Origin of the sequence: Streptomyces albofaciens JCM 4342, from assembly GCF_008634025.1 — a bacterium.
Taxonomy (GTDB): Bacteria; Actinomycetota; Actinomycetes; order Streptomycetales; family Streptomycetaceae; genus Streptomyces; species Streptomyces albofaciens.
Window position 1 is genome coordinate 2,955,369 of the sequence record NZ_PDCM01000002.1, and the last position, 24,666, is coordinate 2,980,034.

A 24,666-nucleotide genomic window follows, 5' to 3' on the forward strand; every position below is an offset into this window, starting at 1 on the left:
GTACTGCGTTCAGCCGCCGGTCGTGCCTCCGGTCGAGCCCCCGCCGGCCGTGGGGGCGTCCCCGCCGGTCGTGCCGCCACCGGCCGTGCCGGAGCCGGTGGTGGTGGCCGAGGCGCTGCCGGTGCCCCCGCTGCCGGTGCTGCCCGAGGTGCCCGTCGGCTCCTGGCTCGTCGGCTTGTCGGTCGGCGTCGGCTTGTCCGTCGGCTTGTCGGTGGGCTTGTCCGTGGGTTTGTCGGTCGGCTTGTCGGTGGGCTTGTCCGTGGGCTTCCCGGTCGGACGGGTGCTGCCGTCCGTCGGCCGCGTCGTCGGGTCGGTCGGGCGGGTGCTCCCGCCGGTCGGCCCGCCGGTCGTCGGGTCGGTGGCGCCGCCGGTCGGGCCGGTGCTCGGCCGCCCGCTGGTGCCCGGGGTGCCGGGCGCCGTCGAGCGGTGGCCGGTGACCGTGCCGGGGCGGCCGCCCTGTCCGGTCCGGGTGCTGTCGGCGCCCGGCTGGTCGGCGGGCAGGCCGTCGTCGCTCTGCCCCGGCTGGGCGGACTGCTCGGGGGTGACCTTGTCACCCGTACCGCCGTCGGAGCCGGAGACCGCGCCCAGCGTGACCACGGTGCCCAGGACGGCGACGAGCAGCGCTCCGGCGCCCGCGGCGACCAGGTTGCGCCGGGCGCCGAGCACCAGGGCCCGGCGGCCCTTGGCCGGGCCGCCGCCCGTGCCCTTGCCGGAGGCCACGCTGCGGTTGACGACGGTGGGCGCCGTCGCGTCGACGGCCGGGGCCGCGGCGAGCGCGGCGGGCACCCCGCCGGGCGGCGAGGCCGACTCCTCCGTCCGCGCGTCCGGGATCTCCTCACCGGCCGGGGTGGCCGTCCCGGCGGGCGGGGTGAACTTGCCGGAGCGGTCCGCGACCAGGGCCAGCGCGCGCCGGCCGGCGACCGCGCCGCGCCGGTCGGAGAGCACGCCGCGCAGCCCTATCGACGCCTCCAGCTCGGCCCGCGCCCGGTCCACGTTGCCGGTGCACAGGGCGAGGACGCCCAGCTCGTGGTGGAAGTACGCCTCCTCGGCCACCTCCCCGGCGATCCGGGCGGCCTCGGCGCCGTGCCGCAGGCTGCGCTCCCAGGCGCTCCAGTGCAGGGCGGCGGCGAAGGCCGGGGCGGCCGTACGGGCGAGGAGCACGGCGGCGCTGGGGTGGCCGCCGTCCCGGCTGCCGGTCAGCACGCCCATCGCGGCCAGGATCGCGTCGGACTCGGCGGCGGCGCGCTCCGGGGTGACCGAGGGGTGCCCGGCCCACCAGGCGTAGTGCTGGGCGGCGGTCAGCGCCCGCTCCCCCGCGTCGTCCGCGTACCCGGCGTCCGTCAGCTGGTCCTGTACGGTCGCGGCGAGCCGGTAGTGGCCTCCCGCCGGGGTGATCAGCCCGCAGCCCAGCAGATCGCCGAGGGCGGCGTCCGCGTGGGTGTCCTGGGCGAGCGCGGGCAGGTGCGCCTGGTGGGGCAGCTCGCCGCCCAGCGCGACCGCGAAGCGCAGCGTCTCGCGCGCGGCCTCGCTCAGCCCGGCGGCGATCAGCGGCGCGGGCGAGGCGGCCTCGGCGGCGGCCGGCAGCGGCCGCTCACCGCCCGCGGGCACGTCGTCGGACGGCTCGCCGTACGCGCCGGACGTCCCCGTGCGCTGCCGCAGCAGCGCGCCCGCCTGCACGAAGCGCAGCGGCAGCCCCTCGGACTCGAACCACAGGTCGGCGGCCCACGCGGCCTCTTCGTCGGTGAGCGGGCGGCCGACGACGCCCTCCAGCAGCTCCCGGCAGGCGTCGCGGCTGATGCCGCCGAGGAAGACCTCTTCGAGGTGGGAGCCGGGCGAGGGGGCGGCGACGTCCGGGGTGGCGGCGAGCAGGAAGGCGCACTCGGGCGTGGCGCCCAGCAGCTCGTCGAGCGCGGCGCCGCCGAATTCGAGGTCGTCCAGGACGACGATCGCGCCGATCTCGCCGAGCAGGCGCAGCAGCTCGCCCCGGTCGGGGCGGTGCAGCGGGGCCCGGTGGACGGCGGCGAACAGCTCGTACATCACGTCGGTGGGCGTGCGGCGGTAGCCGGACAGGCGCACCACGCCGTCCGGCGCGACGCCGTCGCAGGCGGTGGCGACGGCGTCCAGCAGCCGGGTGCGGCCCGAGCCGGAGGGACCGGTGACGCGTACGGATCTGCCGCGGGACAGCAGCCGGACCAGTCTGTCGGTCTCCTCGGCGCGCTCCAGCAGCGCGGCCGGACGGCCCGCGGCGACCGGGACGGCGGGCGGCGCGGCGGCGCGCGCCAGCTCGGCGCGCTCCTCGGGGCCGTGCTTGCCGGGGACGGCGGGCTGCTCGCCGGGCGGGCAGGGTTCGATCTCGCTGCCGTCGACCGGGTTGACGGTGACGAGATAGGGGCCCGAGACGAGCCGCACGGTGCGGACGGGACCGCCGGGGGCGGCGCCGGGGCCACCGTGCGGGGGCGCCGGCGTCGTCGCAGGGGCGTCCTGCTCGCCGTACTCCTCAGGTCCCCGGTTGGTGTTCGGGTCCATGGTGAAATGCCCCCCAGATGCGTGGCGTGCCGTCCGACCGATTGTGTCCCGGCCGTCCGCACTCCCCCAGCCTCCGGCCGGGGGACTCCCCCGGCCGCCGCTTCTGGTCCGGTGCCCGCCGCGCGGCGTACCGGACGGCGGAAAACCGAACCTTAGACCTTCGCCCAGTATCTACGAAGCGCCGGGGTCCGCTCCTGCCCGGAACGTCACAGTGTTGTGAGAATCCTTCGGTATGCGGCTTTGATCTTGGATGCCCGCGGCGGTGTGCGCCCGCGTGCGCCGGCCGGGGCCCTCAGACCCGCGGCAGGCTCTCGGCCTCGATGCCGCCCTCGATGGCGAGGATGCGGTGCAGCCGGGTGGCGACCAGGAGCCGCTGCATCTGGGGCGGTACGCCGCGCAGCACCAGCCGGCGGTTGGCCCGCCCGGCGCGGCGGTGCGCGCCCATGATGACGCCGAGGCCGGTGGCGTCCCACGAGTCCAGGCCGGTCAGATCGAGCACCAGGTCGCCCTGGCCGGAGTCGACGGCGGTGTGCAGGACGGTACGGGCGTCCGCCGCGCTGCGGACGTCGAGGCGGCCCCCGACGACCAGCTCGGCGTGGTCGCCCCTGATGTGCATATGTGCTCCCCGGGTGATGAGTGCTCGATCGTTACGTCTACAGAACTGACTGCCTCTCATGCGGCGAAGTTGCCGCCTGTAAGCGAACCGATACCGAATTCACCCTGGGGGGTGAAGGGCGCCGGACCCGTGCGGGTGACGCGCCGGACGCCGTGCCGGTGCCGCCGCGGCCGGCCGGCGGACCGGCCGGTGCGCCGCGGCGGGACCGGACCCGGCGCCTGACACGGCGTCAGCGCGGTGCCGCGGGCCCGGAACCGTCCGAGGCGGTATCAGTGCTCGTAGAAGCCTTGCCCGCTCTTGCGGCCGATATCGCCGGCGTCCACCATCCGCCGCATGATCTCCGGCGGCGCGAACTTCTCGTCCTGCGACTCGGTGTAGATGTTGTCGGTGGCGTGCAGCAGGATGTCCACGCCGGTCAGGTCGGCGGTGGCCAGCGGCCCCATGGCGTGCCCGAAGCCCAGCTTGCAGGCGGTGTCGATGTCCTCGGCGGTGGCCACCCCGGACTCGTACAGCTTCGCCGCCTCGACGACCAGCGCCGAGATCAGCCGGGTGGTCACGAAGCCGGCCACATCGCGGTTGACGACGATGCAGGTCTTGCCGACCGACTCGGCGAACGCGCGGGCGGTGGCGAGGGTTTCGTCACTGGTCTTGTAGCCGCGCACCAGCTCGCACAGCTGCATCATCGGCACCGGCGAGAAGAAGTGGGTGCCGACCACCCGCTCGGGGCGCCCGGTGGCCGCCGCGATCTTGGTGATCGGGATGGCGGAGGTGTTGGAGGCGAGCACCGCCTCGTCCTTGACCAGCTTGTCCAGGCTCTGGAAGATCTCCCGCTTGACCTCGATCCGCTCGAAGACGGCCTCGACGACGATGTCCGCGTCGGCGGCCGCGTCCAGGTCGGTCGTGGTGGTGATCCGGCCCAGCGCCCGCTCCGCGTCCTCCGCGGCCAGCTTGCCCTTGCCCACGAACTTCTCGTACGACTTCTCGATGCCGCTCCGGCCGCGGGCCAGCGCCCCGTCCGTCACATCGCGGAGGACGACCTCCCAGCCCGCCTGGGCCGAGACCTGCGCGATGCCGGACCCCATCAGTCCGGCCCCGATGACGGCGAGCTTCTTTGCCACTGGCTGTCCCCTAACACACTGTGCATCCGACGGCTCTCGGCAGTGACGTTAGCGCCCGTCGGCGATCGATAGGAGGGTTAGAGATGCGCGTCACGTCCCGGATGACGGACATCACACCACGCGTCCTCATCCGCCCGCGCGCACGGCATAGTTGAGGACCTTTCCGCCGAGCGCGTCCTGGAGGTCGTCCAGCAGGGCGAGGGCCTCCCGTGACACCTCGTCGGGTGCGCGTCCGGCCATCATCTCGCGGCCGATGTAGCCCATGAGCGTGCTGTGCACCCAGTTGAGCTGGCCGGCCACCATGAGCGGCAGCCAGTCGTCCGCCGCCGCGCCCGCCTCCTGGCGCAGGGTCTCCTCCAGCCGGGTGAGCTGTTCCTGCTGGAGGTGCCACAGGCGGGCCTTGAGGGTGGCGGAGCCTTCGATGACCCGCATGAAGCGGTCGTAGCCCTGGACCAGGCCGACGGCGGGCGAGACCGCCTCCACCTGCTCGCGCAGTTCGCGCAGGACGGCGGCGGCGGCCGACTCCCCGGCGTCCCGGCCGCGCACGAAGCGTGCGAGGCGGTCCACCAGCCCGGCGCTGCGGTCCATGAAGAGGTCTTCCTTGGCCGGGAAGTAGTTGTAGACGGTGTTGACGGAGACGTCGCAGACCTCGGCGACCTCCGCGACGGTCACCGCGTCGAAGCCGCGTTCCAGGAACAGGCCGGTGGCCATGTCCGAGATGTGCTGGCGCGTCTGCCGCTTCTTCCGCTCCCTGAGTCCCTCTGCCATGCCCGCATCGTACGCCTCCTTGGGCACCATTAAATTTTGGGGGCGTTGCAATTTTTCAGCCCCTCTGTTTTTCTGTCGGCATGGCAGTCATCAGCGCGTCCGGCCTGGCCCGGACCTTCACCACCCCGCGCGGCACCGTCGAAGCGGTGCGCGGCATCGACCTCACCGCCGAGCGCGGTGAGATCCTCGGTCTGCTCGGCCCGAACGGCGCCGGGAAGACCACCACCCTGCGGATGCTCACCACACTCCTCGCGCCCACCGGCGGCAGCGCGACGGTGGCCGGCTGCGATCTCGCCCGCGACCCGGCCGGGGTGCGGCGCGCCACCGGTTACGTGGCCCAGTCCGGCGGCGTCGATCCGAACGTCTCCGTACGGGAGGAACTGGTGACCCAGGGGCGCCTGTACCGCCTGCCGAAGGCCGAGGCGACGGCCCGCGCCGAGGAACTGGCGCACGCGCTCGGCCTCGACGGGCTGCTGGACCGCAGGTGCGCGGCGATGTCCGGCGGGCAGCGGCGGCGGCTGGACATCGCGATGGGTCTGGTGCACCGGCCGACGGTGCTCTTCCTGGACGAGCCGACCACCGGGCTCGATCCCGGCAGCCGGGCCGACCTGTGGGAGCTGGTCCGGCGGCTGCGCACGGACTTCGGCACCACGGTCGTCCTGACCACCCACTACCTCGACGAGGCGGACGCGCTCGCGGACCGCGTCGTGGTCGTGGACCAGGGCGTGGTGGCCGCCGAGGGCACCCCGCGCGCGCTCAAGACCGAGTACGCCGGTTCGCCCGACGCGTCCCTCCAGGACGCCTTCCTGGCCATCACCGGGCGCAGCCCCACTCCCGCGGACACCGCTCCCGTCGCCGTCTGACCGCCGCCCTTTCCCCAGGAACCGCGCACCAGGCCCACACCAGAATCCGCACCAGGAACCCCAGGAGTCCCCGTATGTCCTCCGTCCTGTCCGACACGGCCCTGATCTTCGGGCGCTATGCCCGGCAGACCCTGCGTTCCAGGCTCCAGATGTTCTTCGGCGTGCTGATGCCGCTGCTGTACCTGTTCTTCTTCGGCCCGCTGCTGACCGACCTGCCGCTGGCCTCCGAGGGCAGCTCCTGGCAGGTCCTGGTGCCCGGCCTGCTGCTCCAACTCGCGCTCTTCGGCGGGTCGTTCTGCGGCTTCGCCATCATCATCGAGAAGCAGTACGGCGTTCTGGAGCGCATGCGGGTGACGCCCGTCAGCCGGCTCGCGCTGCTGCTGGGGCGGGTGCTGCGGGACGCGGCGCTGTTCACCTTCCAGGCGGTGCTGCTGGTGCTGGCGGCGGTGGTGATGGGACTGCGGGCGCCGCTGGGCGGCATCCTCATCGGGTTCGCGTTCGTCGCCGTGACGACCGTCGCGCTGTCCTCGTTCTCGTACGCGCTGGCCCTGAAGGTCGGTTCGCCGCAGGAGTTCGGGCCGGTCGTCAACGCCGCCACCATGCCCACGATGCTGCTGTCCGGCCTCATGCTGCCGATGGCCCTGGCGCCCGGCTGGCTGGACGTGCTCTCGCACGTCATGCCGCTGCGCTACCTCGTGGACGGCGTCCGGGCGGCCTACGTGGGCGACTACACCGCGGCGAGCCTGCTGTACGGCGCGCTGGTCGCGGCCGGACTCGCCGTCCTGGCCGCTGCCGTGTGCGCCCGTGCCTTCCGCAGGGCCGCCGCGTAGGCTCGCCCGTATGGTCAATTTGACGCGCATCTACACCCGTACCGGCGACAAGGGCACCACCGCCCTCGGTGACATGAGCCGGACCGCCAAGACCGACACACGGATCGCGGCCTACGCGGACGCCAACGAGGCCAACGCGGCGATCGGTGTGGCCATCGCGCTCGGCTCGCTGCCGGAGGACGTCGTCAAGGTGCTCGTCCGGGTGCAGAACGACCTCTTCGACGTGGGCGCGGACCTGTCGACGCCGGTGGTGGAGAACCCGGAGTTCCCGCCGCTGCGCGTCGAGCAGTCCTACATCGACAAGCTGGAGGCGGACTGCGACCACTACCTGGAGGGCCTGGAGAAGCTGCGCAGCTTCATCCTGCCCGGCGGTACGGCGGGCGCCGCGCTGCTGCACCAGGCGTGCACGGTCGTACGCCGTGCCGAGCGCTCCACCTGGGCGGCGCTGGAGACCCACGGCGACACCATGAACCACCTCACCGCCACCTACCTCAACCGCCTCTCCGACCTGCTGTTCATCCTCGCCCGTACGGCCAACAAGGAGCAGGGCGACGTGCTGTGGGTGCCGGGCGGCGAGCGGTAGGACCGGCGCCGGGCTCACCGGCCGGACTCACGGCCGGCCCCCGTGCGGTCGCGGTCGTCCGTGCCGCCCGGGGGCGGGTCCGCCTCCGGCGCCTGCTTCGGCCAGATCGTGTAGCTCGTCGCGATCACCAGGTTGATGCCGATGACGAAGAGCATTTTGGCCTGCCAGCCGCGCAGCGAGGTGGTCTGCGCCGGATCGCCCACGTACCGGACGGCGGCCTCCAGCAGGCCCATCGCGATGAGCGCGGCGAGGATCCAGCGGGCCGCCGACTGCCATTCGAAGACGGTGCGGGCCCGGCCGTACTTCGGCGCGGGCACCGGCGGCGGGCCGCCCGCGAAGCGGTGGGCGAAGCGGACGTCCACCCACTTGACGGTGCGGTGCCCCAGCGCGACCGAGAAGCCGATGTAGGCGGCGGCCAGGCCGTGCTTCCAGTCGGGCTCCGCGCCGTTCTTCAGGTCGACGGCGGTGACGATCAGCAGGACCAGCTCCAGCAGCGGTTCCAGCAGCAGCACGGCGACGCCGGTACGCGGCATCTTCGCCAGATAGCGCAGGGCCAGTCCGCCGGCCAGCAGTACCCAGAAGCCGACCTCGCAGACGACGATCAGCACAGCGATCACGGGACGCCCCTCCTTTCCTGTCCCTCCCAGGCTCGCCCCGGAATCCCGCCGTTCCCTCGTCGCCCGTGACGATCCGCCGCTGCATCTTTCGATGCCCCGCGACCGCCCGGAACTGCATCTTTCGATGTACCGGGCGGGGCGCGCGGTTCGGCCGGGGCGTGGAGGCGGCGGGCCGCGCGGCCGTGTTTGATGGTGGGGTGACCGCACGACCCCGCCCCTTCCCGCCCCGGCCGCACCGCGACGACCTGCGCATCGCCGTCTGCGGGCTGCTCGGCGGCCTGCTGGTGTGGGCGCTGGGACTGCGCAACAACGGGCCGATCGTGGACCTGCCGGACTGGCTGATCCTGCTGGCGCTGGCCGCCATGTCCGGCGCCGAGCTGCTGCGCCGCAGCGCGCCGCGCACCGCGCTGGCCACGGCGACCGCCGCGCTCGCGCTGGACGTGTGCACCGGCGGGCTGATCATCACGATCGTGATGTTCACCGACGTCGTCTACGCCGCGGTGCTGTACGGGTCGCCGGCCACCGCCCGGCGGCTGCCGGTCCTCACCGTCCTGCTCACCGTCGCCGCCACCGTCGTCCCGGTCGCGGTGCTGCGCGACCCGCGGGCCCTGCTGCTCGGCATCGGCGTCGGGGTGATCACGGCCGCGCCCGCCTTCACCGGCGTCATCATCCGCGAGCACCGCGACGCCGCGCGGGCCGCCCGGCTGGAGGCCGAACAGACCGCGCTGCTGGCCGAGATGGACCGCACCCAGGCCGTCGTCGCCGAACGCGCCCGGATGGCCCGGGAGTTGCACGACATGGTCGCCAACCACCTGTCGGCCATCGCGATCCACGCCACGGCCGCGCAGTCCATAGACGACCCGGCCGCCACCCGGGAGGCGCTCGGCGTCATCCGGGAGAACAGTGTGCAGGGCCTGGCCGAGATGCGGCGGCTGATCGGGCTGCTGCGGGACGCGAAGGATTCCGGCGCGACGGCCGAGGCACAGGCCACACCGACCCTGGGCGGGCTGGACGCGCTGCTGCGGCAGGCGCGCGCCAACGGGGCGAGCAGCGGTCTGACCTTCACCCTCCAGGACGACCGGCGGGCCGACCGGCAGAACGACCGGCAGGACACCCGGGCGGACGGCGGCGCCGCGCGGCTGCCCGCGCCGGTGGAGCTGGCCGCGTACCGCATCGTGCAGGAGTCGCTGACCAACGCCCTCAAGCACGCCGCGCCCGGCGAGGTGACGGTCCGCATCGCATACGCTCCCGGCGGCCCGCTCACCGTCAGCGTGACCAGCCCCTTCGGCGACCGTCCCGGCCCGCGCGCGCCCGGCTCCGGCGCGGGGCTGGTCGGCATGCGGGAGCGGATCGCCCTGCTCGGGGGCGCTTTCGAGGCCGGTCCCGAGAACGCGGGAGACCGCAAGACATGGCGGGTACGGGCCACGCTCCCGGTCCGTGAGGAGGAAGAGGAACGATGACAGCTGCCACCGGCCGCCCGGTCCGGGTGCTGATCGCCGAGGACCAGTCCGCCGTACGGGCCGGGCTGGTGCTGATCCTGCGCTCGGCCCCCGACATCGAGGTGGCCGGGGAGGCCGCGGACGGCGAGGAGGCGGTACGGCTGGCCCGTGAGCTGCGTCCCGACGTGGTCCTGATGGACGTACAGATGCCCAAGCTGGACGGGGTGTCGGCCACCCGCGCGATCGTCACCGAGGAGCTGGCCGACGTCCTGGTGCTGACCACGTTCGACCTGGACGAGTACGTCTTCGGGGCGCTGCGCGCGGGCGCCGCCGGGTTCCTGCTCAAGGACACCGAGGCGGCGGCGCTGGTGGACGCGGTGCGCACGGTGGCCGCCGGGGAGGGACTGATCGCCCCGGCCGTGACCCGGCGGCTGATCGCGGAGTTCGCCAGTCCCCGTTCGGCCCGCCGCCCCGCCGGCGCCGCGGCGCCGGACCCGGCGGTCCTGGACACCCTGACCCGCCGCGAACGCGAGGTGCTGGGGTGCCTGGGCCGGGGGATGTCGAACGCCGATATCGCGGTCCGGCTGGAGGTGGCGGAGGCCACCGTCAAGACGCACGTCAGCCGGCTGCTGGGGAAGCTGGGGCTGCGCAGCCGGGTGCAAGCGGCGGTGCTGGCGCAGGAGTTGGGCGTGGGTGACGACTGACCGGGCCGGCCGCCGCCGTCCGGGCGGGCGCGGCGGAGGCCGCCAACCACTTTGGTCCAGACCTCTTGACCGTAGGTCTGGACCTTTTTACGCTCCCTTCACATCTTTGCGGTGAGCGCGCCCCACAGCGCTCACCGGGCGGCGCAGGTTCCCCCACCTTCCCACCCCCTTACCTGGGAGCATCCGTGACACCCGGAACCCTGACACGCACCACCCACGCCCGACGAAGAGCCCTCGCGGCCCTCACCGCGCTCCTGTTGCCCGTCGCCGCGCTGATCGGCCTGGCCGGTGCCACCCCGGCGCACGCCGCCGAATCGGCGACCGCCACGTACACCAAGGTCTCCGACTGGGGCACCGGCTTCCAGGGCCAGTGGACGGTGAAGAACACCGGCGACACCACCATCCAGGGCTGGACCGTCGAGTGGGACTTCCCCTCCGGCACCTCGGTCGCCTCCGCCTGGGACGCCCGGGTCAGCGGCTCGGGCACGCACTGGAAGGCCCAGAACGCCAACTGGAACGGCACCATCGCCCCCGGCGCCTCGGTCAGCTTCGGCTTCACCGGGTCCGGCAGCGGCGGCGGTGACGTGAGCGGCTGCAAGCTCAACGGCGGCTCCTGCGACGGCTCGCAGCCCGGCGACACCCCGCCGTCCGCGCCCGGCAAGCCGGTGGCCGGCGGTGTCACCGACACCTCCGTACGGCTGACGTGGACGGCCGCCACCGACGACAAGGGCGTCAAGAACTACGACATCCTGCGCGACGGCACCAAGGTCGCCACCGTCGAGAAGCTCGCCTACACCGACTCCGGCCTGACGAAGGACACCTCGTACACCTACACGGTCGTGGCGCGCGACACCGCCGACCAGACGGGCCCCGCGAGCGAACCGGTGACCGTCCGCACCACCGGCGGCGGCCAGCCCGGTGACAACCCGCCGTCCGCCCCCGGCAAGCCGGTGGCGAGCGACGTCACCGACACCTCCGTACGGCTGACGTGGACCGCGGCCACCGACGACAAGGGCGTCAAGAACTACGACATCCTGCGCGACGGCACCAAGGTCGCCACCGTCGAGAAGCTCGCCTACACCGACTCCGGCCTGGCCAAGGGCACCGACTACACCTACACGGTCGTGGCGCGCGACACCGCCGACCAGACCGGCCCCGCCAGCGAACCGACCGCCGTGCGCACCACCGGCGGCGGGCAGCAGCCCGTGGACGCGGTCAAGCTGGGCTACTTCACCGAGTGGGGTGTCTACGACCGCAACTACCACGTGAAAAACCTGGTCACCTCCGGCTCCGCGAGCAAGCTGACGCACATCAACTACGCGTTCGGCAACGTCCAGGGCGGCCGGTGCACCATCGGGGACGCCTACGCGGCCACCGACAAGGCCTACACCGCCGACCAGAGCGTGGACGGCGTCGCCGACACCTGGGACCAGCCGCTGCGCGGCAACTTCAACCAGCTCAAGAAGCTCAAGGCGAAGTACCCGAACATCAAGATCCTGTGGTCCTTCGGCGGCTGGACCTGGTCCGGCGGCTTCACCGACGCGGTCAAGAACCCGGCCGCCTTCGCCGACTCCTGCTACCAGCTGGTCAACGACGCGCGCTGGGCCGGCCTCTTCGACGGCATCGACCTGGACTGGGAGTATCCCAACGCCTGCGGCCTGACCTGTGACACCAGCGGCCCGGCGGCGTTCGCCGAGATGATGAAGGCGATGCGCGCCAAGTTCGGCAAGCAGCTGGTCACCGCGGCGATCACCGCCGACGGCTCGGACGGCGGCAAGATCGACGCGGCGGACTACGGCGGCGGCTCGCAATACGCCGACTGGTACAACGTCATGACGTACGACTTCTTCGGCGCCTGGGACAAGACCGGGCCCACCGCCCCCCACTCGCCCCTGACGTCCTACCCCGGCATCCCCAAGCAGGGCTTCAACACCGACGCGGCCCTGCAGAAGCTCAAGGCCAAGGGCGTGCCCGCGAAGAAGCTGCTGATCGGCATCGGCTTCTACGGGCGCGGCTGGATCGGCGTCACCCAGGACGCCCCCGGCGGCACCGCCACCGGCCCGGCCCCCGGCAAGTACGAGGCGGGCATCGAGGACTACAAGATCCTCAAGGCGAGCTGCCCGTCCACCGGCACGGTCGCCGGCACCGCCTACGCCCGTTGCGGCAGCAACTGGTGGAGCTATGACACCCCCGCGACGATCACCGGCAAGATGAACTACGCCAAACAGCAGGGCCTGGGCGGCGCGTTCTTCTGGGAATTCAGCGGTGACACGGCCGACGGCGAACTGATGACCGCGATCGACAGCGGCCTGAAGTAACCCGGCCTCTCCCCCGGACCGGCCGGGAAGGCGGCGTCGCCCCCGCCTTCCCGGCCTTCGGCCGGTCCAGCCGGAAAAGCACCGCGCCCCGGCCGGGTGCGGCCGCGGGCCGGTCGCCGGCGCGGCGGAAGAGTGCGGCCGGTGGCGGCGGAAGAGGGAAGAGAATGGGCCCGGCGCCGGCCGGGCATTCGGCGTTGCCGAGCAGGACCGGGAGCCGCAGCCGCCGCGCGGGCATCGGCCCCGACGCCGCGACCCGGCGGCACCGGGCGGACTGCACCATGCACACGGGGCCCCGGACTCCGTCCAGGTGGGGTGCCTCTCGACTACGCCACGTTCACCCTCTGCCCCGGAGGCGCCGCCTCCAGCCACGCCAGGAAGCCCGTCAGGGCGTCCTCGCTCATCGCCAGCTCCAGCCTCGTACCGCGGTGGCGGCAGGCGAGCACGACGGAGTCGGACAGGAGGGCCAGTTCCTCCTCGCCCTGGGGGGTGCGGCGCTGGAGGACCTCGATGGAGAAGCGTTCCAGGACGCGGCGGGGGCGGGGCGCGTACGAGAAGACGCGGAACCACTCGACCCGGTCACCGTTGTAGCGCGCGACGCCGTAGATCCAGCCTTTGCCGCTGGGCTCGGCCTCTTCCTCGGGCACGTTCCAGCGCAGGCTGCAGTCGAACGTGCCGCCGGAGCGCTGGATGAGCCGTCGTCGTAGTCCGAAGACGAAGAGTCCCAGCAGCACCAGCACGACGACCGCGCCGCTCACAAGCAGAGCGAGGACCATCCGAACCGACCTCCTCGCCTCGATGGGTCACCCCCGGCGCCGGTCGGGCGCCGGGGAGCAAATCGCACCTGCATCGCCTCAGCCGCGGACCGCTCTGGAGAATTCCAGCGCGACCCGCGGCTGAGGGACTTGCCTGTCGGTGGTGGGCCTCAGTGGACGCCCGCCACCGCACGCAGCCGGACATCGGCGCGGCGCTCGGCGGCCGCGTCGGCCTCCGACTTCGCCCGCTCCAAGGCCCGCTCCGCGCGCTGGACATCGATCTCGTCGGACAGCTCGGCGATCTCCGCGAGCAGAGACAGCTTGTTGTCGGCGAACGAGATGAAGCCGCCGTGCACGGCGGCGACGACGGTGCCGTCCCCGTCCTCGCCGGTCGTACGAATCGTCACCGGGCCGGACTCCAGCACGCCGAGCAGCGGCTGGTGCCCCGGCATGACGCCGATGTCGCCCGACGAGGTGCGCGCGACGACCAGGCTGGCCTCGCCCGACCAGACCTGACGGTCGGCGGCGACCAACTCGACGTGCAGCTCAGCCACGATGGCTCCTCGGGTCTCCACCTGCCGGGTGCGGCAGATGTTGGGTCAAATACTAGTGGTCGTTCGGACCGGGGGCGGCCAGGGCCGCCCCCGGAACGCGGCCGGGCCTCAGGAGACGCCCAGCTCCTTGGCGTTCGCCTTCAGGTCCTCAAGGCCACCGCACATGAAGAACGCCTGCTCGGGGAAGTGGTCGTACTCACCGTCGCAGATCGCGTTGAACGCGGCGATGGACTCGTCCAGCGACACGTCCGAACCGTCCACACCGGTGAACTGCTTCGCCACGTGGGTGTTCTGCGACAGGAAGCGCTCGACGCGACGGGCACGGTGGACGACGAGCTTGTCCTCCTCGCCCAGCTCGTCGATACCGAGGATCGCGATGATGTCCTGCAGGTCCTTGTACTTCTGCAGGATCGTCTTGACCCGCGAAGCACAGTCGTAGTGGTCCTGCGAGATGTAGCGCGGGTCCAGGATGCGGGACGTCGAGTCCAGCGGGTCCACCGCCGGGTAGATGCCCTTCTCCGAGATCGGACGCGACAGAACGGTGGTCGCGTCCAGGTGGGCGAAGGTGGTGGCCGGCGCCGGGTCGGTCAGGTCGTCCGCGGGGACGTAGATCGCCTGCATCGAGGTGATCGAGTGACCGCGGGTCGAGGTGATGCGCTCCTGGAGGAGGCCCATCTCGTCCGCCAGGTTCGGCTGGTAGCCCACCGCGGAGGGCATACGGCCCAGCAGGGTGGACACCTCGGAACCCGCCTGGGTGTACCGGAAGATGTTGTCGATGAAGAAGAGGACGTCCTGCTTCTGGACGTCACGGAAGTACTCCGCCATCGTCAGACCGGCCAGCGCGACCCGCAGACGGGTGCCCGGGGGCTCGTCCATCTGGCCGAAGACCAGCGCGGTCTTGTCGATGACGCCGGAGTCCGTCATCTCCTCGATCAGGTCGTTGCCCTCACGGGTGCGCTCACCGACACCGGCGAACACCGACACACCGTCGTGGTTGTTGGCCACGCGGTAGATCATTTCCTGGATGAGGACGGTCTTGCCGACGCCCGCGCCGCCGAACAGACCAATCTTGCCGCCCTTGACGTACGGGGTCAGCAGGTCGATGACCTTGACGCCGGTCTCGAACATCTCGGTCTTCGACTCAAGCTGGTCGAAGTTGGGGGCCTTGCGGTGGATCGGCCAGCGCTCGGTGACCTCGACCGTGGACGGGTCCACGTTCAGGATCTCGCCGAGGGTGTTGAACACCTTGCCCTTGGTGACGTCACCGACCGGGACGGTGATGCCCGCGCCGGTGTCGGTCACCGCGGCCTGGCGGACCAGACCGTCGGTGGGCTGCATGGAGATGGCGCGGACCATGCCGTCACCGAGGTGCTGGGCGACCTCCAGCGTCAGCGTCTTGGTCTTGCCGTCCTCGGCCGGGTCGGCCACGTCGACGGTCAGCGCGTTGTAGATGTCCGGCATCGCGTCGACGGGGAACTCCACGTCGACGACCGGGCCGATGACCCGCGCGACGCGGCCCGTCGCCGTGGCCGTCTCAACAGTGGTGGTCATAGTTGTCAGTCACTCCCCGCGGTCGCGTCGGCCAGTGCGCTCGCGCCACCGACGATCTCGCTGATTTCCTGGGTGATTTCGGCCTGGCGGGCCGCGTTGGCAAGCCGCGAGAGCGACTTGATGAGTTCTTCCGCGTTGTCGGTCGCCGACTTCATCGCGCGCCGGGTGGCGGCGTGCTTGGAGGCGGCGGCCTGCAGCAGCGCGTTGTAGATACGCGACTCGACGTACCGCGGCAGCAGCGCGTCCAGCACGTCCTCGGCCGACGGCTCGAAGTCGAACAGCGGCAGGATCTCGCCCTTGGACGAAGCCTGCGCCTCCTCGGCCGTCTTTTCGAGGCTGAGCGGCAGCAGCCGGTCGTCGACCGGCGTCTGCGTCATCATCGACACGAACTCGGTGTAGACGATGTGCAGCTCGTCCACGCCGCCCTCGGCGGTGTCCTGCTGGACAGCGGCGATCAGCGGCCCGGCGACGGCCTTGGCGTCCGCGTACGTCGGGCTGTCGGTGAAGCCGGTCCACGACTCCGTGACCTTGCGCTCACGGAAGGCGTAGTACGAGACACCCTTGCGGCCGACGATGTAGGTGTCGACCTCCTTGCCCTCGGCCCGGAGCCGCTCGGTGAGCTGCTCGGCGGCCTTGATGGCGTTGGAGGAGTAGCCGCCGGCCAGACCGCGGTCGCTCGTGATGAGCAGCACCGCGGCCCGCGTGGGGTTCTCCGCCTCGGTCGTCAGGGCGTGCTTGGTGTTCGAACCGGTGGCAACCGCCGTCACCGCGCGGGTCAGTTCACTCGCGTACGGCGTCGATGCCGCCACCTGGCGCTGCGCCTTGACGATGCGCGAGGCGGCGATCATCTCCATCGCCTTGGTGATCTTCTTGGTCGCGGTGACGGAGCGGATGCGACGCTTGTAGACCCGGAGCTTGGCTCCCATGGATCAGGTCCCTTCCGTCGTCACTTGGCGGTGCTGACCGGTGCGTCCTCACCGAGAAGCTTGCCGTCCGAGGTCTCGAACTGCTGCTTGAAGGCGGTGACGGTGTCGGCGAGCGCCTGGAGGGTGTCGTCGGACATCTTGGCGCCCTCGGCGATGCTGGTCAGCAGCTCCTTCTTCTCGCGGCCCATCCAGTCCAGGAGCTCGCGCTCGAAGCGGCGGATGTCCTCGACCGGGACGTCGTCCATGTGTCCGTTGGTGCCGGCCCAGATGGAGACGACCTGCTCCTCGACCGGGTACGGCGCGTACTGGCCCTGCTTGAGCAGCTCGGTCATGCGCTGACCGCGGGCGAGCTGGGCCTTGGACGCCGCGTCCAGGTCGGAACCGAAGGCGGCGAACGCCTCCAGCTCACGGAACTGGGCGAGGTCCACACGGAGGCGGCCGGACACCTGGCGCATGGCCTTGTGCTGGGCGGAGCCACCGACGCGGGAGACGGAGATACCGACGTTCAGCGCCGGGCGCTGGCCCGCGTTGAACAGGTCGGACTCCAGGAAGCACTGGCCGTCGGTGATGGAGATGACGTTGGTCGGGATGAACGCCGAGACGTCGTTCGCCTTGGTCTCGACGATCGGGAGACCCGTCATCGAGCCGGCGCCGAGCTCGTCGGAGAGCTTCGCGCAGCGCTCCAGCAGGCGGGAGTGCAGGTAGAAGACGTCACCCGGGTAGGCCTCACGGCCCGGCGGGCGGCGCAGCAGCAGGGACACGGCGCGGTAGGCGTCGGCCTGCTTCGAGAGGTCGTCGAAGATGATCAGGACGTGCTTGCCCTGGTACATCCAGTGCTGGCCGATGGCCGAGCCGGTGTAGGGCGCCAGGTACTTGAAGCCCGCCGGGTCGGACGCCGGGGCGGCGACGATGGTCGTGTACTCCAGGGCACCGGCCTCCTCCAGCGCGCCGCGCACGGACGCGATGGTGGAACCCTTCTGGCCGACGGCGACGTAGATGCAGCGGACCTGCTTCTTCGGGTCGCCGGAGCGCCAGTTGTCACGCTGGTTGATGATCGTGTCGACGGCCAGGGCGGTCTTGCCGGTCTGACGGTCACCGATGATCAGCTGACGCTGGCCGCGGCCGATCGGCACCATCGAGTCGACGGCCTTGTAGCCGGTCTGCATCGGCTCGTGCACCGACTTGCGGACCATGACGCCCGGAGCCTGCAGCTCCAGGGCGCGGCGGCCCTCGGACTCGATCTCACCGAGGCCGTCGACCGGGTTGCCCAGCGGGTCGACGACGCGGCCGAGGTAGCCCTCGCCCACGGGGACGGAGAGCACCTCGCCGGTGCGGCGCACCGGCTGGCCCTCCTCGATACCGCTGAACTCACCGAGGACGACCGCGCCGATCTCGCGCTCTTCCAGGTTCAGCGCGAGGCCGAGGGTGCCGTCCTCGAACTTCAGCAGCTCGTTCGCCATCGCCGAGGGAAGGCCCTCGACCTTCGCGATGCCGTCACCGGCCTCGCTGACCGTACCGACCTCCTCGCGCGAGGCCGCGTCCGGCTTGTACGCCTGGACGAAGTTCTCCAGCGCGTCCCGGATCTCCTCCGGCCGGATCGTGAGCTCCGCCATCTGGGTTCCCTGCTCTCCTTGTTGGGCCCGTCGTCGTTTACGGGGGTGATGCGTCTCCCCCGCCGCAGGCAGGGGCGGTTGCCCCCGTGATGTCACTGCGTCCACGGCCCAACTCGGGCCGCCGTACTACTTCTTGAGTTGGTGGGTGGGTCAGCCGGCCATCCGCCGGGACGCCTCTTCGAGGCGTGCCGCGATGCTGCCGTTGATGACCTCGTCGCCGATCCGGACCTGGACGCCGCCGAGGACCTCGGGGTCCACGTCGAGGTTCAGGTGGACCTGCCGTCCGTACACCGACGCCAGTGCCGCGCCGAGGCGCTGCCGCTGGGTGTCGCTGAGCGGGACCGCGGAGGTGACCACCGCGACCATCCGGTCCCGGCGCGCCGCGGCCAGCTTGGACAGGGCGTCCAGCCCCGCCTCCAGGCTACGGCCCCGCGGCTGTGCGACAAGCCGGACCACGATCCGCTCGGTGACCGGGTTGGTCCGGCCGCCCAGCAGCGAGCGCAGCAGCTCGGCCTTGGCCGGGCCCTGTGCGGTGCGGTCCGTCAGCGCCGCGCGCAGCTCGTGCGACGAGGCGACGATCCGGCCGAACCGGAACAGCTCGTCCTCGACGTCGTCGAGGGCGCCCGCCCGCTGCGCCGCGACGAGGTCGGCGCTGTACGCCAGCTCCTCGGTCGCGTCCGCCAGGTCACGCGAGCGCGACCAGCGGGAGCGGACCATGCCGGAGATCAGGTCGACGGCCTCGCCGCCGACCTGGCCGCCCAGCAGGCGCCCGGCCAGCTCGGCCTTGGCCTCGCCGGCCTGCGCCGGGTCGGTGAGGACCCGACGCAGCGACACCTCGCGGTCGAGCAGAGCGGTGACGGCAGCCAGCTCCTCGGCGAGCTTCGCCGCGTCGACGACCGTGTTGTCGGTCAGCGCGTCGAGCTGCTCGCGTGCGGAGGCGAGTGCCTCGCGGCTCGCTCCATTCATCGGCCGGCCTCTGCCTTCGTCGAGTCCGACGCCGCCTTGGCCTCAAGCTCGTCGAGGAAGCGGTCGATGGTCCGGCTCTGGCGGGCGTGGTCCTCCAGGGACTCGCCGACCAGCTTGCCCGCCAGCTCCGTGGCCAGCTTGCCCACGTCCTGGCGCAGCGACTGCGCGGCCTGCTTGCGGTCCGCCTCGATCTGGGCGTGGCCGGCCGCGATGATCTCCTCGCGCTGCCGCTGGCCCTCGGCACGCATCTCGGCGATCAGCGTCGCTCCCTGCTCCTGCGCCTCCTGGCGCAGCCGGGCGGCCTCGTGGCGCGCGTCGGCGAGCTGGGACCGGTAGTCCTCCAGGACCTGCTGGGCTTCGGCCTGTAGGGCCTCCGCCTTCTCGATACCGCCTTCGATCTTCTCGCGGCGCTCGTCCAGAACCTTGTTGATGTTCGGGAGGAGCTTCTTGGCGAGGATGCCGAAGACGACGAAGAAAGCGACCAGGCCGATGACCAGCTCTGGAATCGGCGGGACGAGGGGGTTCTCAGGAACCTCCGCCGCCATGTTCACCAGGGCGCTCACATCAATGCCTTCCGTCTAAGTGGCGTCGTCGGTGCGTTCCGTGATTAGGACGGGTACGCGTAGCCCATGACGATGCCGATGAGGGCGAGCGCCTCGCAGAAGGCGAAGCCCATGATCTGGTTGGTACGGATCAGGCCGGCCGCCTCGGGCTGACGGGCCAGGGCCTGGGTGCCGTTACCGAAGATGATGCCGACGCCGACGCCGGGGCCGATGGCGGCGAGGCCGTAGCCGATCGAGGCGACGTTGCCCTTGAGGCCGGCGGCGAGTTCGAGAGTCGCGGACATGCCGTGTCTTCCTTCTCTTTCATGGACCGGTGGGGGTTGGCCACCGGACGTCTGGTGGGGACTGCTGGGGTACCTGGGGGCTCAGTGGTGCTCGGCGAGCGCGCCCTGGACGTAGTTACAGGCCAGGAGCACGAAGATGTACGCCTGAATGGCCTGGATGAAGATCTCGAAGGCGGTCATCACGAGAGTCATCACGAACGAGACGCCCGCGTAGGCGATGCCGATGCCGTTCAGCAAGTACCAGCTGGCGACGGTGAACATCAGGATCAGCATGTGGCCCGCGAACATGTTCGCGAAGAGCCGGACCGCGTGGGTGAAGGGCCGGATGACCAGGTGCTGCAGCAGCTCCAGGACCATGATCAGCGGGAGCACCCAGCCGACCGACTTGTCGTAACCGGTGAGGTTCTTCAGGCCGCCGACGAAGCCCTGCTTCTTGAACGTCAGCACGAGCCAGAGGACGTACACCACCAGGGCCAGGCCCAGGGGGAACGCGATGACCGATGTCACCGGGAACTGGGCGACCGGGATGATCGACCACAGGTTCATGATCCACACGAAGAAGAACAGCGCGACCATGAAGGGGACGTACTTCTCGCCCTCCTTCTTGCCGAGCGCGTCGTAGACGAGCCCGCGGCGCACGAAGTCGTAACCCGCCTCACCGATCATCTGCAGCTTGCCGGGCACCACCTTGGCGCGGCCGAAGGCGGCCCAGAAGAACGCCACCACGATGACCGTGCTGAGCAGGGCCAGCAGCATCGGCTTGTTGAACTCGTAGCCACCGATGGTGAAAAGGGGCTCGAAGACGAACGAATGAAGGCCCGGGGCCTCGAAGCCACACCCCGGGATGAAGAGGTGGCACTCCGTGTCGAGGGCGAGCATCGTTTCAGCACTCACCGCGAGCTCCTTCAGCGTGGCGCATGGGTACGGCAACCTCGTTGTGTCGGCGCGGCATTGAGCCACGGTGCGGCACTGGACTGGTCTTACGGATTGGGGGGCGGCTGATCGGCGCGGGGCCGGTCCGGATCACAGGCGTGGGCCGTATGCGCAACCGGTCCCCTGACTCGGGACCTGGAAGCTCGGCCGCCTGCGCCGACTGCGCCGCAGTTGGCACCGGACGATAGCAGGCTCTCGCGTGGGCTTTTATTCCGGCCCTACGGGTCACGTCCGCGACCCCGTGGTTTCCGCCTTCTTGGACTCGGCGGATTCGGGATTCACGTAGAGAATCCTTGCCTTCATATAGCTGCGGGCCTGGAAGGCGATCCACACCAGAACCGTCGCGAGCAAGGTGAAGGCGAACGCCCTGACGTTGAAGAGCGTGGTGTCCTTGAACGCGATCATGAAGATCGCGACTGCCAGGATCTGCACGGCGTACAGCAGCAGTCCCATCATCTGGAACAGATCGGGCAGCCGCTTCGCGGTCTGCTGGAGGATCACCAGTCCGGACCCCATCAGCACCAGCACCAGCACCGTGCCGATGGCAGCACCGATCGCGCCCTGCCCGCCCGCGACCACAGCGCTGATCACGACGCCGACGGCGCCGGTGGCAAGCGAGGGCACGGAGACATTGGCAAGTAGGCGGGCGTCAGTGGACTGCATGGCGGCGCTCCGTCAGGAAAATGGGGGTGTTGTCGTCAGGGACGAGCGTAGACCCGGCCTGAGGGAGAACCTGAGGCCGAAAGACCGTCGCACTCCGGTCCTTCGGCTCTGTTGCCGGGTTTCGTGAACGGTATCACAAACTATTTGATGAGGTCTTTACCTGCTAGGTGTGCTACCCGTCACACGTGAGCGGTAATCCGCGCGTTGGAGCGAGACACGGCGCCGTTCTGTCTGCTATGGGACCCGTTTGGGGTAATTTTCGAACGTCGCTCGTAGGGGCGAAAACACGTCTCAGTGGTGACTTCCGGCCTTGCGGCGGTCCGCGAAGCGCGACCGGTCGCCGATCGCGGTGGCCCCGTTGATGCCCGCCGGCACCGGCTGCCGCTCCCGTCCCGGCGCCCCCTCGGTCGGCCGTCCCCCGTCCAGGTGCCCGGCCTCGTCGACCGCCGCGCTCTCCTCGGCCGCCGCGGCCACGGCGACCGCCTGCACACTGCGCCGGTACCGCGGCGGCACCATCCACTCCATCCAGCGCGGCGCCCGCGGCGTGAACCGCGGCAGCAGCAGAAGCACCAGCCCGATCGCGCTCAGCAGCACGATGCCCATCACGACCCACACGCTCGCGTTGTTGACCGAATACGCCACCGCGCCGAAGGCGATCAGCGCCGACCAGAAGTACATGATCAGGACGGCCCGGCTGTGCGAGTGGCCGATCTCCAGCAGGCGGTGGTGCAGGTGGCCGCGGTCCGCGGCGAACGGCGACTGGCCCTTCCACGTACGGCGCACGATCGCCAGCACCAGGTCGGCGACCGGCACCGCGATGACCGTCAGCGGCAGCAGCAGCGGGATGTAGACCGGCACCATCGCGTGGGTGGCCTCACGGACGCCGCCCGCCTTCAGGTTCAGCAGGTCCGGGTCCACCTGGCCGGTCACCGAGACCGCGCCGGCCGCCATGACCAGGCCGATCAGCATCGACCCCGAGTCGCCCATGAAGATCCGGGCCGGGTGCATGTTGTGCGGCAGGAAGCCCAGGCACATGCCCATCAGCACGACGGAGAACAGCGTCGCGGGCGCGGCGGCCTCGATGCCGTACCCGAACCACATCCGGTACGCGTACATGAAGAAGGCCGCGGCTGCGATGCACACCATGCCGGAGGCCAGCCCGTCCAGACCGTCCACGAAATTGACGGCGTTGATGGTGATGACGACCAGAGCGACCGTCAGAAGCGTGCCCTGCCACGGGCTCAGCGAGACCGTGCCGATGCCCGGCACCGGGATCCACAGGATCGTCAGGCCCTGAAGGACCATCACACCGGCGGCGATCATCTGGCCGCCCAGCTTGACGAGCGCGTCCACGCCCCACTTGTCGTCCAGCACGCCCAGCACCCAGATCAGCGCCGCGCCCGACAGCAGCGCGCGCGGCTCGTTGGAGTGCTCGAAGACGGACTTGAGGTTGGAGAGGTGGGCGGCGACCAGCAGACCCGCGCACAGCCCGCCGAACATGGCGATGCCGCCGAGGCGCGGGGTGGGTTCGCGGTGCACGTCGCGCGCGCGGATCTCCGGCATCGCACCGGCGGCGATGGCGAATTTCCGTACCGGCCCGGTCAGCAGGTAAGTGACCGCGGCCGTGACGCACAGCGTCAGCAGGTATTCACGCACGGGCTGCCCCATTGGTATCGCTGGCCATCACAGCCACACACCATATGCGTGTCCGCCCCCTCTCCGTGAACGTAGGGGAAGACACTCCCGTTCCTCGAATGGTTGCAGGACGCTAGGTCTGATCGGGATAAGGGGGAAAGCGCCGGACCAATGCCGCGGTCCGCTCGCGGGCCGTCGGGTCCTCCCGGACGGCCGCCGCGATCAGCGCGCCGACGCCCGCGGCCTCCTCCTCGCCCATGCCCTGGGTGGTCAGCGCGGCGGCCCCCAGGCGCAGGCCGGGCCGGCGGCCGGACGGGTCGTCGGGGCACGGCAGGGCACAGGTGTCCAGCACGATGCCCGCCGCCGCGCAACGCCCCCTGGCCGTACGGGCGTCCACGCCCAGCGGCGCCGGGTCGGCGGTGATCAGGTGGGTGTCCGTACCGCCGGTGGTGACCGGCAGGCCCTCCTCGGCCAGCGAGGCCGCCAGCGCCCGCGCGTTGGCCACGACCTGCCGGGTGTAGCCCGCGAAGGCGTCGGTGGCGGCCTCGCCGAAGGCGACGGCCTTGGCGGCGACCGAGTTCATCTGGGCACCGCCCTGCGTGAAGGGGAAGACGGCCCGGTCGATGCGCTCGGCCAGCTCGGCGCCGCACAGGATCATGCCGCCGCGGGGGCCGCGCAGCACCTTGTGGGTGGTCGCGCACACCACGTCCGCGTACGGGACCGGGCTCGGCGCCGAGCCCCCCGCGACCAGCCCGATGGGGTGCGCGGCGTCCGCGATGAGATACGCGCCCACCTCGTCGGCGATGTCCCGGAAGGCGGCGTAGTCCAGGTGCCGCGGATAGCAGATCGAGCCGCAGACGATGGCCTTCGGCCGGTGGCTGCGGGCCAGCGCCCGTACCTCGTCGTAGTCCAGCAGCCCGGTGTGCGGATCGACGCCGTAGCCCGCGAAGTCGAACCAGCGGCCGGAGAAGTTGGCCGGCGAGCCGTGGGTGAGGTGCCCGCCGTGCGGCAGCGCCATGGCCAGGACGGCGTCGCCGGGGCGCAGCAGGGCCGCGTAGGCGGCCAGCACGGCCGACGAGCCGGAGTGGGACTGCACATTGGCGTGCTCGGCGCCGAACAGGGCCTTGGCGCGCTCCACGGCGAGCCGCTCGGCGAGGTCCACGACCTCGCAGCCGCCGTGGTGCCGGGCGCCCGGATACCCCTCGGCGTACTTGTTCGCGAGGGGTGAGCCGAGGGCGGCCAGAACAGCGCGGGAGGCGAAGTTCTCGGCGGCGACGAGCTGCAGCCCGTCGTCCTGCCGGGCCACCTCGGCCAACAGCACGCCCGCGATCTCGGGATCCTGGTCCAGCAGCCCGGCGAAGTCGGGGGTCCAGGGCGGCGGCGGGTCGCCCCCCTCCCCCGCCCGGGCCTCGGCGGCCGTCCGCCGGGCAGCCGTGGTCTCGCTCCGGGATGACGCGGTGGTGGCGGACATGGCGTACTCCGGGCCTCGTACGGGGACGTGCATCCCAATGTAGGCGCGGGAGGACGGTTGAGCGCGGTGGAGGGGGCGGGTTGGGGGTGGAGGTGGGCTCGGGTGGGGGCGAGCCGGGCTCAGGCGGGGGCGGGCTCGGACGAAGCCGGGCTCCGGCGGGGGCTGGGCTCAGGCGGGGGCCGGACTCAGGCGAGGGCCGGACTCAGGCGGGGCAGGGCCGCGGCCGGGCTCGGACGGGGCCGGGCTCAGGCGGGGCAGGGCCGTGGCCGGGCTCGGACAAGGCCGGGCTCAGGCGGGGCAGGACCGCGGCCGGGCTCGGACGGGGCCGCCTGTACGGGGCAGGGCCGTGGCCGGGCTCAGGCGGGGCGGCCAG

Annotated in this window: 23 protein-coding genes; 6 read left to right on the forward strand and 17 right to left on the reverse strand. The window is 71.5% G+C overall.

Translation table 11 applies throughout. The annotated features are described in order from the left end of the window. Positions 1 to 9: 9 nt before the first annotated feature. The 4 genes from CP973_RS32720 to CP973_RS32735 all read right to left on the reverse strand — a co-directional run bounded on the left by CP973_RS32720 (position 10) and on the right by CP973_RS32735 (position 5,028). Entirely contained in the window at positions 10 to 2,526 is a 2,517-nt protein-coding gene (locus CP973_RS32720; protein ID WP_150247434.1) for an ATP-binding protein, read from the reverse strand. Between the two features lie 292 nt (positions 2,527 to 2,818). Beyond that, on the reverse strand, positions 2,819 to 3,142 hold the full coding sequence (locus CP973_RS32725; protein WP_003981297.1) for an STAS domain-containing protein: 324 nt from the start codon (positions 3,140 to 3,142) through the stop codon (positions 2,819 to 2,821). Between the two features lie 269 nt (positions 3,143 to 3,411). Continuing rightward, entirely contained in the window at positions 3,412 to 4,260 is an 849-nt protein-coding gene (locus CP973_RS32730; protein ID WP_030669078.1) for a 3-hydroxyacyl-CoA dehydrogenase family protein, read from the reverse strand. Between the two features lie 126 nt (positions 4,261 to 4,386). Continuing rightward, entirely contained in the window at positions 4,387 to 5,028 is a 642-nt protein-coding gene (locus tag CP973_RS32735) for a TetR/AcrR family transcriptional regulator (RefSeq protein ID WP_150247435.1), read from the reverse strand. 80 nt (positions 5,029 to 5,108) lie between these two features. Here CP973_RS32735 and CP973_RS32740 point away from each other — a divergent pair, with 80 nt between their 5' ends. The 3 genes from CP973_RS32740 to CP973_RS32750 all read left to right on the forward strand — a co-directional run bounded on the left by CP973_RS32740 (position 5,109) and on the right by CP973_RS32750 (position 7,304). After that, entirely contained in the window at positions 5,109 to 5,891 is a 783-nt protein-coding gene (locus CP973_RS32740) for an ABC transporter ATP-binding protein (protein WP_150247436.1), read from the forward strand. 74 nt (positions 5,892 to 5,965) lie between these two features. Further along, complete coding sequence (locus CP973_RS32745) at positions 5,966 to 6,721, forward strand: ABC transporter permease (protein ID WP_150247437.1); 756 nt, start codon at positions 5,966 to 5,968, stop codon at positions 6,719 to 6,721. A gap of 10 nt (positions 6,722 to 6,731) precedes the next feature. Further along, positions 6,732 to 7,304: a cob(I)yrinic acid a,c-diamide adenosyltransferase gene (locus tag CP973_RS32750; RefSeq protein ID WP_150247438.1), complete on the forward strand. Its 573-nt coding sequence runs from the start codon at positions 6,732 to 6,734 to the stop codon at positions 7,302 to 7,304. A gap of 14 nt (positions 7,305 to 7,318) precedes the next feature. On the opposite strand, the gene CP973_RS32755 is transcribed toward CP973_RS32750, so the two are convergent. Then, entirely contained in the window at positions 7,319 to 7,921 is a 603-nt protein-coding gene (locus CP973_RS32755; protein ID WP_150247439.1) for a hypothetical protein, read from the reverse strand. Positions 7,922 to 8,118: 197 nt separating this feature from the next. Here CP973_RS32755 and CP973_RS32760 point away from each other — a divergent pair, with 197 nt between their 5' ends. From CP973_RS32760 to CP973_RS32770, 3 genes are all read left to right on the forward strand, one after another. Further along, a complete protein-coding gene (locus tag CP973_RS32760; RefSeq protein WP_150247440.1) occupies positions 8,119 to 9,381 on the forward strand; it encodes a sensor histidine kinase in 1,263 nt (420 codons plus the stop codon). Then, complete coding sequence (locus tag CP973_RS32765; protein ID WP_150247441.1) at positions 9,378 to 10,064, forward strand: response regulator; 687 nt, start codon at positions 9,378 to 9,380, stop codon at positions 10,062 to 10,064. The genes CP973_RS32760 and CP973_RS32765 overlap by 4 nt, the downstream gene beginning before the upstream one ends. A gap of 185 nt (positions 10,065 to 10,249) precedes the next feature. Continuing rightward, entirely contained in the window at positions 10,250 to 12,382 is a 2,133-nt protein-coding gene (locus tag CP973_RS32770; RefSeq protein ID WP_150247442.1) for a glycoside hydrolase family 18 chitinase, read from the forward strand. Between the two features lie 323 nt (positions 12,383 to 12,705). Here CP973_RS32770 and CP973_RS32775 read toward each other — a convergent pair whose 3' ends face one another. From CP973_RS32775 to CP973_RS32830, 12 genes are all read right to left on the reverse strand, one after another. Further along, entirely contained in the window at positions 12,706 to 13,155 is a 450-nt protein-coding gene (locus tag CP973_RS32775; protein WP_003981307.1) for a DUF2550 domain-containing protein, read from the reverse strand. A 149-nt stretch (positions 13,156 to 13,304) separates the two neighbouring features. Then, on the reverse strand, positions 13,305 to 13,688 hold the full coding sequence (locus tag CP973_RS32780; RefSeq protein ID WP_003981308.1) for a F0F1 ATP synthase subunit epsilon: 384 nt from the start codon (positions 13,686 to 13,688) through the stop codon (positions 13,305 to 13,307). A 108-nt stretch (positions 13,689 to 13,796) separates the two neighbouring features. Beyond that, complete coding sequence (atpD, locus tag CP973_RS32785) at positions 13,797 to 15,239, reverse strand: F0F1 ATP synthase subunit beta (protein ID WP_150247443.1); 1,443 nt, start codon at positions 15,237 to 15,239, stop codon at positions 13,797 to 13,799. Positions 15,240 to 15,244: 5 nt separating this feature from the next. Continuing rightward, on the reverse strand, positions 15,245 to 16,165 hold the full coding sequence (locus CP973_RS32790; RefSeq protein ID WP_150247444.1) for a F0F1 ATP synthase subunit gamma: 921 nt from the start codon (positions 16,163 to 16,165) through the stop codon (positions 15,245 to 15,247). Between the two features lie 20 nt (positions 16,166 to 16,185). After that, positions 16,186 to 17,778 carry a F0F1 ATP synthase subunit alpha gene (gene atpA / locus CP973_RS32795; RefSeq protein WP_150247445.1) on the reverse strand — a complete coding sequence of 531 codons (1,593 nt, stop codon included), beginning with the start codon at positions 17,776 to 17,778 and terminating at the stop codon, positions 16,186 to 16,188. 150 nt (positions 17,779 to 17,928) lie between these two features. After that, on the reverse strand, positions 17,929 to 18,744 hold the full coding sequence (locus tag CP973_RS32800; protein ID WP_150247446.1) for a F0F1 ATP synthase subunit delta: 816 nt from the start codon (positions 18,742 to 18,744) through the stop codon (positions 17,929 to 17,931). After that, positions 18,741 to 19,289, reverse strand: a complete 549-nt coding sequence (locus CP973_RS32805; protein WP_425282077.1) for a F0F1 ATP synthase subunit B — start codon at positions 19,287 to 19,289, stop codon at positions 18,741 to 18,743. Before CP973_RS32805 ends, CP973_RS32800 begins: the two co-directional genes overlap by 4 nt. A 62-nt stretch (positions 19,290 to 19,351) precedes the next feature. After that, positions 19,352 to 19,591 carry an ATP synthase F0 subunit C gene (atpE, locus tag CP973_RS32810; RefSeq protein ID WP_003981314.1) on the reverse strand — a complete coding sequence of 80 codons (240 nt, stop codon included), beginning with the start codon at positions 19,589 to 19,591 and terminating at the stop codon, positions 19,352 to 19,354. 81 nt (positions 19,592 to 19,672) lie between these two features. After that, complete coding sequence (gene atpB / locus CP973_RS32815) at positions 19,673 to 20,470, reverse strand: F0F1 ATP synthase subunit A (RefSeq protein WP_150250607.1); 798 nt, start codon at positions 20,468 to 20,470, stop codon at positions 19,673 to 19,675. A gap of 279 nt (positions 20,471 to 20,749) precedes the next feature. After that, positions 20,750 to 21,187, reverse strand: coding sequence for a Cg1360 family ATP-synthase-associated protein (locus CP973_RS32820; RefSeq protein WP_150247448.1), 438 nt, complete (start codon positions 21,185 to 21,187; stop codon positions 20,750 to 20,752). Between the two features lie 291 nt (positions 21,188 to 21,478). Then, positions 21,479 to 22,855 (reverse strand): MraY family glycosyltransferase, encoded by a 1,377-nt coding sequence (locus CP973_RS32825; protein WP_208853341.1) that lies wholly within the window; start codon positions 22,853 to 22,855, stop codon positions 21,479 to 21,481. A gap of 100 nt (positions 22,856 to 22,955) precedes the next feature. Beyond that, positions 22,956 to 24,293, reverse strand: a complete 1,338-nt coding sequence (locus CP973_RS32830; protein WP_208853342.1) for a serine hydroxymethyltransferase — start codon at positions 24,291 to 24,293, stop codon at positions 22,956 to 22,958. Between the last annotated feature and the right edge of the window lie 373 nt (positions 24,294 to 24,666).